Raw genomic sequence first — 13960 nt, 5'->3', positions numbered from 1 at the left:
CCAGATGCGGCCCCTCCCGATCCATGGTGTTCTGGCCAGATGAGCATCGGCCGAACGGGTGAGTCCCGGGCCGCCGCGGAGAGCACGGATCCGCACCGCTGGTGGGGGCTGGTCGTCATCGCCCTGGCCCAGCTGATGGTGGTCCTGGACGCCACGATCGTGAACATCGCGCTCCCCTCCGCGCAGCGCGCCCTGCACATGTCCGACGGCAACCGGCAATGGGTGATCACCGCGTACACCCTCGCCTTCGGCGGGCTGCTCCTGCTGGGCGGCCGGATCGCCGACCTGGTGGGGCGAAAACGCACCTTCGTGACCGGCCTGGCCGGCTTCGCGCTCGCCTCCGCGCTCGGCGGCGCCGCGACCGGCTCCGGGATGCTCTTCGGCGCCCGCGCGCTGCAAGGGGTCTTCGCCGCCCTGCTCGCGCCCTCCGCGCTGTCCCTGCTGACCACGATGTTCACCGACCCCCGCGAGCGCGGCAAGGCGTTCGGCGTCTACAGCGCGCTCGCGGGCAGCGGTTCGGCGATCGGGCTGATCGTCGGCGGGGTGCTCACCGAGTACCTGACCTGGCGCTGGTGCCTGTACGTCAACGTGCCCATCGCGGCGCTCGCGGTCTTCGGCGCGTTCACGCTGCTGCACGACCGGCCGGGCCACCGGGACGTCCGGCTCGACGTGCCCGGCGTGCTGCTGGGCTGCGGGGGCCTGGTCGCGATCGTCTACGGCTTCGCCGAGGCCCAGCCGCGCGGCTGGTCGGACCCGCTGGTGCTCGCGCTGCTGGCGGCCGGGGTGCTGCTGCTCACGGCGTTCGTGTGGTGGCAGGCGCGGGCGCCGAGCCCGCTGCTGCCGCTGCGCATCCTGCGCAGCCGGGACCGGGCGGGCTGCCTGCTGACGATGACGTTCGCGGTGGTCGGCATGTTCGGGGTGTTCCTGTTCATGACCTACTACCTCCAGGTCGTCCTCGGCTACTCGCCGGTCCGCACGGGCCTGGCCTTCCTGCCGATGACCGCCGCGATCGTCGCCGGGTCCACGCAGATCTCCGCGCGGCTGCTGCCCCATGTGCCGCCGCGGCGGCTGCTGGTGCCCGGCATGCTGCTGGCGGCGGTCGGGCTGCTGCTGCTCACCCGGCTGACCCCGCACTCCTCCTACCCGGGGGAGATCCTGCCCTCCCTGATCCTGCTGGGGCTCGGTCTCGGGCTGACCTTCATGCCGGTGTTCGCGACGGCGACGGCGGGGGTCGCGCCGCGCGACGCCGGGATCACCTCCGCGACCGTCAACACGGCCCAGCAGGTCGGCGGTTCGATCGGTACGGCGCTGCTGAACACGATCGCCACCACCAGCGCCGCCGCCTACATCGCCGCCCGCCCGCACCGGCCCGGCACGGTCCCGGCGGGCGTCGTGCACGGCTACACCGTGGCCATCGCCTGGGCCGCCGCGATCATGCTCGTCTCCGCCCTGACCGCGGGCCTGATGGTGACCGCGCCCGCCCCCAAGCACGGCGCCCCGGCCGGCAGCGCGGTGCGGGAGCAGGTGGGCTGAGACGGGGACGCGCCCCGTTCCGCGGCTGTCAGTCGAGCGGGACGTCGAAGTTCTTCGCGGTGATGTTCGTCCCGTCGGACGCCTTGGCCGCCAGGCGCTTGTAGCGCAGCACGAGCTTGCCGGCGTCCTTGGTGGGCGTGAAGACGACCCAGCCGGTCGAGGTCTTGCCGGTCTCGGCGTCCTTCAGCGGCGGGTAGCCGGCCGCCTTGATCTCGTCGTCGAGGATGGTGGTGCTCGCCTGGTCGATGCCGTTGGGCATGCCGGTGAGGTAGAAGGACGTGGCGCCGAAGCTGTCGTAGTACTTCGAGCTCGCGGTGACCGTGACGTCGACCAGGACGACCTTCTCGTCCGCCAGCGCCGAGAACTTGGCCTTCGCGGCCGCCGACGGCTGGAAGTCCTTGATGTACTTGACGACGGTGGCCTTCTCGCCCATCACGTCGTCGTCGATCTTCTTGTTCACCGGCACGGCGGTGCCGCCGGCCGCGCCCCCGCCCTGGGCGGCCGACCGCGAGGGCGACGCCGCCGGGGAGGAGCCCCCGGCCGGGGCCGACGCGGCCGGCGTGGGCGAGGACGCGGAGTCGGCGCCCGAGCCGGAATCGTCGTTGCACCCGGTGAGCAGCAGGGCGCAGGCGGCCATCGCGGCGACGGCAGGAACGCTGGTGGCGACCCGTATACGCATGAAAAGAGAACCTCTCCCCGTAGAAGAAAGACAGGCCCGCCGCACGGTTGCCGTGGCAAAGCGGACCCGGTCGTTCATCTGGTTGATGTGCGGCGGTGATCATACTGGCCGCCCCAGGTCGCGTTTTTGTCATGGTCCCGTCCCGCTTTCGTCCGGGGGCCAACGCCCGGCGCCTCAGTGCCGTCCGGCCACCCGGTCCGCCACCCTGGCCAGCCGCGAGGACTCGCTCGCCGGGTGGCGGCGCTCGCGGTGGTCGGCCGTGTGGTACGTCGCGTACATGCCGTGGACGCCGAGCCAGCGCAGCGGCTCGGGCTCCCACTTGCGCACCTTGTGGCCGACCCAGGGCAGTTCGGTGAGTTCGGTGCGGCCCCCCTGCCCGGAGTCCTGCTGGACGAGGTCGCGCAGGGTGCGGGCGGCGAGGTTGGTGGTGGCGACGCCGGAGCCGACGTAACCGCCCGCCCAGCCGAGGCCGGTGGCGCGGTCGAGGGTGACGGTGGCGCACCAGTCGCGCGGCACCCCGAGCACGCCGGACCAGGCGTGGGTGACGGCGACGCCGGCCAGGGAGGGGAAGAAGCGCACCAGGATGTCCCGCAGCGCCTCGACGGTCGCCCGCTGGGTGCGCCCGTCGTTGTCCGTGCGCGAGCCGAAGCGGTACGGCACCCCGCGCCCGCCGAGCGCGATCCGGCCGTCGGCGGTGCGCTGCGCGTACATGTAGGCGTGCGCCATGTCGCCCAGCGTCTCCCGGCCCGCCCAGCCGATCGCCGCCCACTGGTCCTCGGTCAGCGGCTCGGTGGCGATCATCGAGGAGTTCATCGGCAGCCAGGTCCGCTTCTGGCCCTTGAGGGAGGCGGTGAAGCCCTCGGTGCAGCGCAGCACGTAGGGGGCGCGGACGGTGCCGTAGGGGGTGACGGCGTGCTTGGGGCGGATCTCGGTCACCGGGGTCATCTCGTGGATCACCACGCCCAGTGCCTCGACCGCCGCCGCCAGGCCCTTCACCAGCTTCGCCGGGTTCAGCCGGGCGCCGTGCGGGGTCCAGGCGGAGCCGACGGCGTCCGCGACCCGGATGCGCTCGGCCGTCTCCCGGGCGCCGTACAGCTCCCGGTCCTTCTCGCCGTACGACAGCTCGTGCTCATGGAACGCCCGCAGCCGGGCCAGCTGCGCGGGGGTGGTGGCCACCTCCAGGACGCCGCCCTTGTGCAGGTCGGCGTCGATGCCCTCGGCCCCGGCGACCGCGATCACCTCGTCCACGGTGTCGTTCATCGCCTGCTGGAGGCGGACCGCGGCCTCCCGGCCGTGCAGCCTGGCGTAGCGGTCGCGGCCCGCGACGCCGTTGTACAGCCAGCCGCCGTTGCGGCCGGAGGCGCCGTATCCGCAGAACTTCTGCTCCAGGACGGTGATCCGCAGGAAGGGCGCGGCCTTCTTCAGGTAGTACGCGGTCCACAGGCCGGTGTACCCGCCGCCGACGATGACGACGTCCGCCGCGGCGTCGCCGGGCAGCGGTTCGCGTACCGGCGGGAGGCCGCCGTCCGCGTACCAGAAGGAGATGCCACCGTTCACGACCCTGCTCGCCGAGCTGCTCATGGCCGGGAACCTAACCCCTGAGCGCGGTCAGTGTCTCCTTCGGATTCCATGCTTTTCCGCGGCCTCTGGTCAGCGGATAGCAGGCCAGACCGATCAGCAGCGCGAGGAAATGTCCGGTGTCGGTGAAAGTGGGCGTCTCGGTCAGGGGCAGCGCGAAGACGAGGGCGGCGACGGCGAGGTAGGCGTAGCGCCAGGGGGCCGCGATGCGGTAGGTGAGCACGCCGACGACGCCGGCCAGGGCGTAACTGACGCCGATGTCAAGGGTGTTGACCGCCGCGTGGGGCGCGATGCCGTCCCGGATCGCCTTCAGCAGCAGCCCCTCGCTGACCAGGGACGCGAGCACATGGGCCGCCGCGCACACCACGAGCCAGCGGGCGGTGCCGAGCCAGCGCTCGGCCGGGGCGTGGAAGACCGTGTACAGGAAGGCGTACGGCAGCCAGCGGCCGCCGTCGATCCACATCGCGCTGGTGACCAGCACCCGCAGCGGGGTGCGGGACAGCTCGTGGATGTTGGTGGACCTGCGGCGCAGGAAGTGCTGCTCGAACCCGGGCGACATGTGGTGCACCGCGACGGTGGTGACGAACAGGACCGCCAGCCAGACGTAGGTGCCCGGGGCGCTGCGGACATAGCCCGCGACCGCCCCGAGTCCACGGCGGAGGGGGTTGACCCGGGTCACGTCGCCAGTATGCGTCCCCGCGCCCGGACACGCCGCCGATTGGCCTATCCACACATCTACGGATTATTCGGTCATAACGTACCCAGTATGAAGAGATGTCACATCGCTTACGCCGCGAGTGCTGTCGCGGCCCTCGTCGGTTCGGGAATCGGCCTGGGCGCCTCCCCCGCGGCCGCCCTCCACCAGACCCTCGTGGTCCACCGGGGTGAATCGATCCAGAAGGCCGTGAACAGCGCGCGGCCCGGCGACACCGTGCTCGTGCTCCCCGGCACCTACAAGGAGAGCGTCACCATCAGCACGCCCCGGGTCACCCTACGCGGGCTGGGCCCGGCCACGGTGCTCGAACCCGCCAAGAAGACGACGGGCGCGGCCCCCGGCAAGAACACCAAGGCCACCAAGAGCTGTGCCGAGGGCGGCAACGGCATCTGCGTGATCGGCACCAAGACGACGAACGTCGAGGGCGTCACCGTCGCCGACCTGAAGGTGACCGGCTTCAGCCGCGCCGGGGTGTTCGGCATGGCGACCGACACCATGACCGTACGGGGCGTCCAGGCCGTCAAGAACGCCGTCTGGGGCATCGCCCAGGAGCGGTCCGTGCACGGGCACATCATGGGCAACTACGCGCAGGGCAACGGCGACGCGGGGGTCTTCCTCGCCAACACCATCACCGAGGAGGCCGGCGCCCTCGACACCCGGCGGACGGTGATCGACCACAACCGGCTGGAGGGCAACCGCATCGGCGTCACCGTGCGGCGGCTGCGCAACCTCTCGGTGGCCGAGAACTACATCGCGGGCAACTGCGCCGGCGTGTTCGTGGTCGGCGACGAGAACAAGCCGAAGGCCGGTGACCTGGAGGTCGCCTACAACGACGTCACCGGGAACAACAAGTCCTGCCCCAAGACCGACCGGCTGCCCGCCATCCAGGGCTCCGGCATCGTGCTGACCGGCGCCGAGAAGACCGTGGTGGACGGCAACCGGGTCACCAACAACGCGGGCAGCTCCCCGCTGTCGGGCGGCATCGTGCTGTTCAAGAGCTTCGTGGGCGTCACCAACGACCACAACCGCATCAGCGGCAACGCGCTGGCCCGCAACGCCCCCGCGGACCTGGTCAACACCGAGACCAAGGGCATCGGCAACACCTTCGACCACAACGCCTGCCGGGTCTCCAAGCCCGCCGGCCTGTGCTGACCGCCCCTCCCCCGACCCGCTGGACCGACGCACGCCGAGAACGAAGGAAGGCGGCAGATGACCACCGCTGAGACGGCACCGCCGAACCCGGACACCTCCCAGGCCCCGACCGCCCCGCCCCGCCGATGCGGCTGCGCGAACTCGTCTTCGGGGCGGCCCTGTCCGCCGCCGTGCGGGCCGCCGCCCGCCTCGGCGTGCCGGACGCCCTCGGGGACACCCCGCTGAGCGCCGAGGCCCTCGCGGCCGAGGTGCGCACCGAACCCAAGCCGCTGCGCCGCATGCTGCGGGCCCTGGCCTGCTACGGCGTCTTCACCGAGCGGCCCGACGGCACCTTCGCGCACACCGACATGTCCCGGCTGCTGCGCGAGGACGACCCGAACAGCCTGCGCGCGATCGCCCTGTGGTGCACCGAGCCGTGGACCTGGGCCGCCTGGCCCAAGCTGGACGAGGCGGTGCGCAGCGGCCGCAACGTGGTGGAGGGCCTGTTCGGCAAGGAGTTCTTCACCTATCTGAACGAGGACGCGCCGCAGTCCGCGGACGTCTTCAACCAGGCCATGACCCGCTCCAGCGAGCAGTCGGCGCGGGAGGTCGCGGCCCTGCTCGACCTGTCGGGGTCCGCGTCCGTCGCCGACCTCGGCGGCGGCCAGGGCCATGTGGTGGCCTGCCTGCTGGACAAGTACCCGCAGATGCACGGCAGTCTGCTGGACCTGCCCCGGGTGGTGGAGAACGCGCTGCCGCGGCTGCGCGAGGGCGGCGACCTGGCCGGCCGCGCGCAGATCGTGCCGGGCGACGTCCGCGAGGCGATCCCGGTCAAGGCCGACGTCTACGTCATCAAGAACATCCTGGAGTGGGACGACGAGAGCACGGCCCGGCTGCTGCACAACGTCGTCCAGGCGGGCGGGCCCGGGGCCCGGGTGATCGTCATCGAGAACCTGGTCGACGACACCCCGTCGATGCGGTTCAGCACCGCGATGGACCTGCTGCTGCTCCTCAACGTCGGCGGGGCCAAGCACACCACCGACAGCATGGTGAGCCGGCTCACCGCGGCCGGGCTCGCGGTGGACACCGTGCGGCCGGTCAACCCGTACCTGCACGCGTTCGAGTGCCGGGTGAGTGCCTGAGCGGCGACGCCGTACGAGAACGCCGGTCGCCGGGCCCGTTGCACCACGGGCCCGGCGACCGGCTTCTCCTGTGCCGCGAACGCGCGTATCAGGAGCGCTCCCAGAGGTAGAAGCGTTGCGCCATCGCGTCCTTGGGCGAGCGCCAGGTCTCCGGGTCGTACGCGCTGACGTATGCCTCCAGCCGTTCGCTGACGCCCCGGAACTCGGGGTGTTCGGTGACCTTGGCGATGGCCGGGCCCGGTTCGCGCTCGGACTCGATGAGGTGCATGTACACATCGCCGAACTGGAAGAGGCTGCGCCGGGTGACGCCCACGAGGCGGGGCAGCTCCCCCCGGTCGGACTCCTCGAAGACCTTCGCGATGTCGGGGGCCGAGCCCGGGGCCATCCGGGCGACGATCAGGGCCTGGTGCACGGTGGTGCCTCCCTTCCGGTGCGGTGGCGCTCAGTCGGCGAGCGCCGGGGCGGGCCGGTGTCCGGCGGCGGCCTTCTCGATCTTGTCGCGGATCAGGGCCATCTGGACCTTGGAGTTCTTGTTGATGTTGTCGGTCATCCAGTCGTCGTCGACCGGGGCCTCCGGCTTCATCGCGAAGTCCTGCGTCCACACCATGCGGGTGCCGGCCGGGACCTCCTCGTAGGCCCAGTGGATGTCCATGTGGGCGAACGGACCGGTCTCCACCCGGCGCGCCGTGACGGTGCGGGTGGCACGGTCGGGCTCGCGCTCGGAGACCCAGCTCCAGACGGTGCCGTTCTCGTCCGGGTGCATGGTGAGCCGGAAGGTGGTCTTCTCGCCCTCCCGCTTGAGCACCTCGACGGCCGCGTACTCGCTGAACAGCTGGGGCCAGCGCTCCAGGTCGTTGGTCATGTCCCAGACCAGGTCGAGCGGGGCCGCGACGGTGATCTCGTTCTGGGTGTGTCCTGCCATGTCAGGCTCCTGCCATCAGCGTGTTGTTGACGAGGTTGAGGAACTGCTGCGGGGTCTTGCAGCGCTCGGCGTCCACCGGCATCGGGGTGCCGTGCTCGTTCTCCAGCTCGCCGACGATGCCGAGCAGGCCGAGCGAGTCGACGCCGAGGACGTCGAAGCCGGTGTCCGGCTTGTCGTTGAGCTGCTCGGGGCTGACGGTGACCCCGGCCGCCTTCTTCATGAGGGCTGCGAGTTCTTCGACGGTGATCTTGGACATTGCTCTCCTCCTTTGCTGTTCACCGCGCGCTGGGGTGCCGCAGCACCAGCGCCGAGTTCGACCCCATGAGGCCGCGGCTGAGGACCAGCGCCGTGCGCGGTTGGGCGACACGGGCGCGGCCGGTGACGAGGTCGAGGTCGTGGCAGACGTCGTGGACGTTCGGGGTCGGCGGGATCAGTCCGTGCTCCATCGCGAGCACGGCCGCCGCGGTGTCCAGCACGGGGGCCGCGCAGTAGCCGCGGCCGGTGCCGGTCTTGGGCGCGGTGACCGGCACCCGGGTGCCGTGGGCACCGAGGGCGTCGGCGATGGCCAGCGCCTCGGCCCGGTCGGCCGCCGGCACCCCGAGGGCGTCGGCGAAGACGACGTCGACCTCCTCGGGCGCGCACTCCGCCTCGGCCAGCGCCTGCCGGATGGCCTGGGCGAGACCCGCGCGGGACTCGGCCCAGCGGGAGGCGCCGGTGAAGGTGGCCGCGTGCCCGGCGACGAAGGCCCGGATGTCGGCACCGCGCGCCCGGGCGGCACCGGCGGCCTCCACCACCAGCATCGCGCCGCCCTCGGCGGGCACGAAACCGCACGCGTCCTTCGTGAACGGCCGGTAGGCGCGCCCCGGTTCGCTCTCGCGGCTCAGCTCCTCGTAGCCGAGCTGGCAGACCACCGAGTACGGCGCGAGCGGCGCCTCGGTGGAGCCGGCCACGATCGCGTCGGTGCCGCGCCGCACCGCCCGGGCCGCGTGCGCGAGGGCGTCCAGACCGCCGGCCTCGTCGGAGGCGACGACCGAGCAGGGGCCCTTGAAGCCGCGGCGGATGGAGACCTGGCCGGTGCTCGCGGCGTAGAACCAGGCGATGGACTGGTACGGCCCCACGAACCGGCTGCCCTTGCCCCACAGCCGCTGGAGCTCGCGCTGGCCGAACTCGCCGCCGCCGGAGCCCGCGGCGGTGACCACGCCGATGGAGTACGGCGACTGGTCGGTGTCGGCCTGGCCGAGGCGGGCGTCGGTGAGCGCGAAGTCGGCCGCGGCCATGGCGTAGTGGGTGAAGCGGTCGGTCTGGACGAGGAAGCGCTCCTCGATGGTGTCCGCCGCGTCGAAGGCGCGGACCTCGCCGGCCACCTTCAGCGGCAGGCGCTCACACCCCTCGCGGGTCACCCGGTCCAGGACGCTGAGTCCCTCGTGGGTGGACTTCCAGAAGGTGTCGGTGCTGATGCCGTTGGGCGCGACCACGCCGATGCCGGTGACGGCCGCGCGCCGGTCCTGGGGTTCGCTCATCTCGTCCTCACTCCCTCGGCCGGGTCAGGATCACCGCGGACTGGAAGCCGCCGAACCCGCTGCCCACGGAGAGCACGCTGGTCAGCTTCCGCTCGCGGGCGGTACGCGGCACGTAGTCGAGGTCGCACTCGGGGTCGGGGGTCTCGTAGTTCGCGGTCGGCGGTACGGCCTGCTCGGCCAGGGACAGCACGCAGGCGACCAGTTCGATGGCGCCGATCGCCCCGAGGGAGTGGCCCACCATGGATTTGATGGAGCTCATCGGGGTGTCGTACGCGTGCTGCCCGAGCGCCCGCTTGACGGCCGCCGTCTCATGGCGGTCGTTCTGCCGGGTGCCGGAGCCGTGCGCGTTGACGTAGTCGATCGCCGTGGGGTCGAGCCGGGCCTGGTCGAGGGCGGTCGAGATGGCCCGCGCCATCTCCAGGCCCTCCTTGGTCAGACCGGTCATGTGGTAGGCGTTGCCGAAGGTCGCGTAGCCGCCCAGCTCGCAGTAGACGTGCGCGCCGCGGGCCCGTGCGTGCTCCAGCTCCTCCAGGACGAGCACCGCGCCGCCCTCGCCCATGACGAAGCCGTCACGGTTGTTGTCGAAGGGCTTGGAGGCGTGCGCGGGGTCGTCGTTGTTCGGTGACGTGGCCTTGATCGCGTCGAAGCACGCCATGGTGATGGGGGATATGGGCGAGTCCGACGCACCGGCTATGCAGATGTCGGCCCGGCCCTCCTGGACGGTGTGGAAGGCGTATCCGACGGCGTCCAGGCCCGAGGTGCAGCCGGTGGAGACGGTCTGCACCGGACCCTGGGCGCCGAATCGCTCCGCCACCGCGGAGGCCGCGGTGCTCGGGGAGAACGCCCGGTGCAGCTGGGGCCGCGCCCGCTCGTGGTCCACGTCCCAGCGCTCGCCGCCGTGGCTGACCAGCACGTAGTCGTTCTCCAGGCGGGTGGTGCCGCCGACCGCGGTGCCCACCGACACCGCGATCCGCCAGGGGTCCTCCCGCGCCAGGTCGAGGCCGGAGTCGGCGACCGCCTCGTCGCCCGCGACCAGGGCGAACTGGATGTAGCGGTCCGCCCGTTCCGCCTGCTCGGCGTCCAGGCCGTGCGCCGCCGGGTCGAAGTCGCACTCGGCGGCGATCCGCGAGCGCAGCTGGGAGGGGTCGAAGAAGGTGATGCCCCGCGTCGCGGTCCGGCCGTGCGCGAGCAGATCCCAGAACGCGGGGGCGCCGATGCCGCCCGGGGCGACGATGCCTATGCCGGTGACCGCCACGCGCCGGGTCATGACCTGACCCCTCCGTCGGCGCCCGCCCCGGCCGGCTCGGTCAGCACCGCGGCCGCCCCGATCACGGACGTCTCCTCGGTGTCGACGTGCCCGAGCTGCGGGCGGGGCGCCAGCGGGCCGAGGTGGAAGACCATCCGGGCCTCCACCGTGCCGACGTTGCGGAACCGGTGGCGCATGTCGATGGGGATCATCAGCCCCTGCTCCGGACGCAGCACGTGCGGCTCGCCGTCCAGGTCGACCTCCAGCTCGCCGCAGACGACGTAGACGAACTCCTCGGAGTAGGGGTGGTAGTGCTCACCGATGCGGTCGCCGGGCTGCACGATGGCCACACCCATGAAGCCGCTGGTGGAACCGACCGTGGCCGGGGTGAGCATGGCGCGCAGATCTCCGCCGCGCCGCGTGTTGGGCTCGGTCTCGCTGAGGTCCACGATTCTCGGACGGGGTTTGATCACGACGTTCCTCCGGTGGATGTGATCGGGCTTCTGGGTGTGGCTCTCGGGAGCGGAGGGAGTGGGGGGCCGCTCAGACGGCGGGCGAGCGGCGGTCGGTGACCAGTTCCATGCGGGCGGCGTCGCCGGCCAGCAGCTCGCGCAGCCCGGCGACGCGCGCGGGGTCCCCGGGCAGCGGGTCCACGTCCGCGCCCTCGGCGGCGAGATCCACCAGCCGCACCACGACGTCCTCGCGCTCGAAGACCGTGCTGCGCAGCACCTGGCTCGACGGGTCGTCGGCCGCCGCCGAGTCCGCCTCGGCGAGCAGCTCCGCGAGCTTCATCCCGTGGCCCGCCTTGGCCGGGTAGTACAGGGCCCGCCGGGTGCCCTCGGGCCGGTCGTCCGCCATCACGTGGTGCACGGCGGGCAGCGCCGCCCGGGTGAAGAACATCCGGGCCGACTCCTGGTCGTTCAGGTCCCGGTCCTGCTCCAGGTAGGGGTTGATGGCCTCCTCCACGGCCCGCACCTCGGGCGAGCGCGACACATGGCGCAGGGCCGCCAGCAGGTCGCCGCGCACCTCGATGGCCCGCACCACCCGGTTGCCGTGCATGAACAGCGAGGTGCGCAGAAGCCGCGTGGAGTCGTCCACCCGCGGCTCGGGCGCCGCGTAGTCCGCGAGCAGCTTGGCGACCTTGTCCTCGGTGCCGGGCTTCACGGTGAAGGTCAGCGCGTGCCGGATCACTCCGTCACCGATGCGCACCTCCGTCTGGAGCCGGCCCCGGGCGGCCGCGTCCGTCTCGTAGGCGCGGCCCGTCTCCCGGACGATGTGGAAGCGCAGCGAGCGGGTGTTGCGCACGCAGGAGTGCAGCGGCTCCACCATCCGCACGTGATCCTCGCTGTTCACCCAGGTGAGGAACGGCGGAGCGCTCTCCCACTCGCTGGTGATGAGCCATTGGGATGGATTCTCGATGGACTGGCAGAGTTGGTCGCTGACATGGCCGGGAACCGACGCAACCTGGTTGCAGAGCTGCTCGTACGCCTCCAGGAACTGCTGCTGCGCGCCGTCGAAGACGTCGACCAGCAGGACGACCCGGAGCCGCGAGCCGTCGAACACGGACTGGGAGACACGCTTCGACGCGTCGCGCGCCGGTGCTTCTGACAGACGTTCAGAGGTGGTGGTCATGGTGCGGACATCTCCTTGGCGGGGGATCTCGGGTGCGCCGGTCACCGCCGTGACGCGACGTCAGCGCTTCTTGATCCTGTGCCGCTGGCCGTAAGCCCGCGACTCGTAGGAACCACGTGGGTGATCCCGCGCGCAAATGGCCCCAACAACGGTGATACCGGGCATGAGACTCACAGGCGCCTTGTGCGCACCCCTGCATCTGGAGGCTCGATGCATCACACAGCCGACCACCGGGTTCCCGTCCTCATCGTGGGCGGCTCTCTGGTGGGCCTGTCCACGTCCCTGTTCCTCGGCCGCCTCGGCGTGCGCCACATGCTGGTGGAGCGGCACTCCGGGACCTCGCACCACCCGCGCGGACGCGGCAACAACGTCCGCACGATGGAACTCTTCCGGGTGGCCGGCATCGAGCCGGACATCAAGGCGGCGGCCTCACTGCTCGCCGACAACCACGGCATCCTGCAGACCCCGGCGCTGGCCGGCGAGGCCGGCGAGTGGCTGTTCAAGGAGATCGACCCCGGCGGCGGCCTCAGGAAGTTCAGCCCCACCTCCTGGTGCCTGTGCAGCCAGAACGACCTCGAACCCGTCCTCGTGGACAGCGCCCGCGAACTCGGCGGCGACCTGCGCTACCACCACGAGATGGAGTCCTTCGCCCAGGACGCCGACGGCGTGACCGCGACCGTCCGCGACCGTTCCACCGACGAGCGCTACACCGTCCGGGCCGACTACCTCGTCGCCGCCGACGGCCCGCGCAGCCCCGTCCGCCGCGCCCTCGGCATCGGCCAGAGCGGCCCCGGCGAGCTGTTCGCCAACGTCAGCGTCACCTTCCGCTCCACCCGCCTGGCCGACGTGGTCGGCGACCGCCGCTTCATCTGCTGCTACCTCACCCACCCGGACGCCGACGGCGCCCTGCTGCCCGTCGACAACAAGGAGCGCTGGGTCTTCCACGCCCCCTGGCACCCCGAACTCGGCGAATCCCTGGACGAGTTCACCGAGGAGCGCCTCCAGCGGCACATCGCCGCCGCGGTCGGCGTGGCGGGCCTCGACGTGAAGATCACCGGAATGGCGTCCTGGCGCGCCGCCGAACGGGTCGCCGACTCCTACGCGGCGGGCCGGGTCCTCCTCGCCGGCGACTCCGCCCACGAGATGTCCCCCACCGGCGCGTTCGGCTCCAACACCGGTATCCAGGACGCGCACAACCTGGCCTGGAAGCTCGCCGCCGTCCTCGACGGCTGGGCCGGCCCCGCGCTGCTCGACAGCTACGGCGCCGAGCGCCGCCCGGTCGCCGTCGCCACCAGCGCCCGCGCCTCCGCCCGCTCCGTCGAGCACAGCCACCCCGGCTTCGCCCCGGCCCCCGGCGTCGGCGGCGCCCGGCGCGGCGGCATCCTCAACGTCGTCCTCGGCTACCACTACCCCCAGGGCGCCGCCGTCGGCACCGACCCCAAGGCGCCGGTCGTCCCCGACGCCCTCTCCCTCACCGGTCGCCCCGGCACCCGCGCCCCGCACCTGTGGCTGCGCCAGGCCGCCCGCCGGCTGTCCACCCTCGACCTCTACGAGCGCTCCATGGTGCTGCTCACCGACGCCCCGGACGACGCGGGCTGGTACGACGCCGCCCGGCGCATCGCCGCCCTGGACGGGGTACGGCTCGACGCCTACCGGATCGGCCCCGGCGGCGACGCCGACCTGATGTACGACACCGAGGGCGACGACTGGGCCGAGCTGCACGGCGTCGGCACCGACGGCGCGGTCCTGGTCCGCCCCGACGGCTTCGTCGCCTGGCGCTCCGAGGGCGCCTCCCCCGACCCGCTGACCACCCTGCGGGACGCCCTGAAGGCCGTACTGCACCGGGCCTGACCTGCACGGAC

Annotated in this window: 13 protein-coding genes and 1 pseudogene; 4 read left to right on the top strand and 10 right to left on the bottom strand. The window is 72.1% G+C overall.

What is annotated here, in order from left to right:
* The first annotated feature begins 39 nt into the window (after positions 1 to 39).
* Entirely contained in the window at positions 40 to 1533 is a 1494-nt protein-coding gene (locus GHR20_RS20060) for an MFS transporter (protein ID WP_153813962.1), read from the top strand.
* 28 nt (positions 1534 to 1561) lie between these two features.
* Here GHR20_RS20060 and GHR20_RS20055 read toward each other — a convergent pair whose 3' ends face one another.
* The 3 genes from GHR20_RS20055 to GHR20_RS20045 all read right to left on the bottom strand — a co-directional run bounded on the left by GHR20_RS20055 (position 1562) and on the right by GHR20_RS20045 (position 4469).
* Entirely contained in the window at positions 1562 to 2212 is a 651-nt protein-coding gene (locus GHR20_RS20055; RefSeq protein ID WP_111583910.1) for a hypothetical protein, read from the bottom strand.
* Positions 2213 to 2386: 174 nt separating this feature from the next.
* Positions 2387 to 3793: an FAD-binding oxidoreductase gene (locus GHR20_RS20050; protein ID WP_194858930.1), complete on the bottom strand. Its 1407-nt coding sequence runs from the start codon at positions 3791 to 3793 to the stop codon at positions 2387 to 2389.
* 10 nt (positions 3794 to 3803) lie between these two features.
* A complete protein-coding gene (locus GHR20_RS20045; protein ID WP_187279151.1) occupies positions 3804 to 4469 on the bottom strand; it encodes a rhomboid-like protein in 666 nt (221 codons plus the stop codon).
* A gap of 87 nt (positions 4470 to 4556) precedes the next feature.
* On the opposite strand from GHR20_RS20045, the gene GHR20_RS20040 reads away from it, so the two are divergent.
* Together GHR20_RS20040 and GHR20_RS20035 are read left to right on the top strand one after the other, a co-directional pair.
* Complete coding sequence (locus tag GHR20_RS20040; protein WP_153813961.1) at positions 4557 to 5657, top strand: right-handed parallel beta-helix repeat-containing protein; 1101 nt, start codon at positions 4557 to 4559, stop codon at positions 5655 to 5657.
* Between the two features lie 57 nt (positions 5658 to 5714).
* Positions 5715 to 6778 (top strand): annotated as a pseudogene (locus GHR20_RS20035) (methyltransferase).
* An 88-nt stretch (positions 6779 to 6866) separates the two neighbouring features.
* Here the strand turns inward: GHR20_RS20035 and GHR20_RS20030 are convergent.
* The 7 genes from GHR20_RS20030 to GHR20_RS20000 form a co-directional block, all read right to left on the bottom strand.
* Positions 6867 to 7190 carry a TcmI family type II polyketide cyclase gene (locus GHR20_RS20030; protein WP_153813959.1) on the bottom strand — a complete coding sequence of 108 codons (324 nt, stop codon included), beginning with the start codon at positions 7188 to 7190 and terminating at the stop codon, positions 6867 to 6869.
* 30 nt (positions 7191 to 7220) lie between these two features.
* Complete coding sequence (locus GHR20_RS20025; protein WP_148025025.1) at positions 7221 to 7700, bottom strand: SRPBCC family protein; 480 nt, start codon at positions 7698 to 7700, stop codon at positions 7221 to 7223.
* 1 nt (position 7701) lies between these two features.
* Positions 7702 to 7956, bottom strand: coding sequence for an acyl carrier protein (locus GHR20_RS20020; protein ID WP_111583914.1), 255 nt, complete (start codon positions 7954 to 7956; stop codon positions 7702 to 7704).
* 19 nt (positions 7957 to 7975) lie between these two features.
* On the bottom strand, positions 7976 to 9220 hold the full coding sequence (locus tag GHR20_RS20015) for a ketosynthase chain-length factor (protein WP_148025026.1): 1245 nt from the start codon (positions 9218 to 9220) through the stop codon (positions 7976 to 7978).
* 7 nt (positions 9221 to 9227) lie between these two features.
* Positions 9228 to 10487 carry a beta-ketoacyl-[acyl-carrier-protein] synthase family protein gene (locus GHR20_RS20010; RefSeq protein ID WP_153813958.1) on the bottom strand — a complete coding sequence of 420 codons (1260 nt, stop codon included), beginning with the start codon at positions 10485 to 10487 and terminating at the stop codon, positions 9228 to 9230.
* On the bottom strand, positions 10484 to 10939 hold the full coding sequence (locus GHR20_RS20005) for a cupin domain-containing protein (protein ID WP_111583917.1): 456 nt from the start codon (positions 10937 to 10939) through the stop codon (positions 10484 to 10486). The genes GHR20_RS20010 and GHR20_RS20005 overlap by 4 nt, the downstream gene beginning before the upstream one ends.
* A gap of 70 nt (positions 10940 to 11009) precedes the next feature.
* Positions 11010 to 12098, bottom strand: coding sequence for a SchA/CurD-like domain-containing protein (locus tag GHR20_RS20000; protein WP_148025027.1), 1089 nt, complete (start codon positions 12096 to 12098; stop codon positions 11010 to 11012).
* Positions 12099 to 12308: 210 nt separating this feature from the next.
* On the opposite strand from GHR20_RS20000, the gene GHR20_RS19995 reads away from it, so the two are divergent.
* Positions 12309 to 13949: an FAD-dependent monooxygenase gene (locus GHR20_RS19995; protein WP_153813957.1), complete on the top strand. Its 1641-nt coding sequence runs from the start codon at positions 12309 to 12311 to the stop codon at positions 13947 to 13949.
* Positions 13950 to 13960 lie beyond the last annotated feature (11 nt).

The organism is Streptomyces sp. SUK 48 (assembly GCF_009650765.1).
In the GTDB taxonomy this organism is placed as follows: domain Bacteria; phylum Actinomycetota; class Actinomycetes; order Streptomycetales; family Streptomycetaceae; genus Streptomyces.
The sequence above is the reverse complement of the archived record's forward strand: the minus strand, read 5'-3'. Positions and strand labels throughout refer to the sequence as shown.

Bases quoted from the DNA above. Each gene is read 5' to 3' on its own strand.
- GHR20_RS20060 (WP_153813962.1), top strand. From the start codon at position 40: ATGAGCATCGGCCGAACGGGTGAGTCCCGGGCCGCCGCGGAGAGCACG.
- GHR20_RS20055 (WP_111583910.1), bottom strand. From the start codon at position 2,212: ATGCGTATACGGGTCGCCACCAGCGTTCCTGCCGTCGCCGCGATGGCC.
- GHR20_RS20050 (WP_194858930.1), bottom strand. From the start codon at position 3,793: ATGAGCAGCTCGGCGAGCAGGGTCGTGAACGGTGGCATCTCCTTCTGG.
- GHR20_RS20040 (WP_153813961.1), top strand. From the start codon at position 4,557: ATGAAGAGATGTCACATCGCTTACGCCGCGAGTGCTGTCGCGGCCCTC.
- GHR20_RS20025 (WP_148025025.1), bottom strand. From the start codon at position 7,700: ATGGCAGGACACACCCAGAACGAGATCACCGTCGCGGCCCCGCTCGAC.
- GHR20_RS20020 (WP_111583914.1), bottom strand. From the start codon at position 7,956: ATGTCCAAGATCACCGTCGAAGAACTCGCAGCCCTCATGAAGAAGGCG.
- GHR20_RS20015 (WP_148025026.1), bottom strand. From the start codon at position 9,220: ATGAGCGAACCCCAGGACCGGCGCGCGGCCGTCACCGGCATCGGCGTG.
- GHR20_RS20010 (WP_153813958.1), bottom strand. From the start codon at position 10,487: ATGACCCGGCGCGTGGCGGTCACCGGCATAGGCATCGTCGCCCCGGGC.
- GHR20_RS20000 (WP_148025027.1), bottom strand. From the start codon at position 12,098: ATGACCACCACCTCTGAACGTCTGTCAGAAGCACCGGCGCGCGACGCG.
- GHR20_RS19995 (WP_153813957.1), top strand. From the start codon at position 12,309: ATGCATCACACAGCCGACCACCGGGTTCCCGTCCTCATCGTGGGCGGC.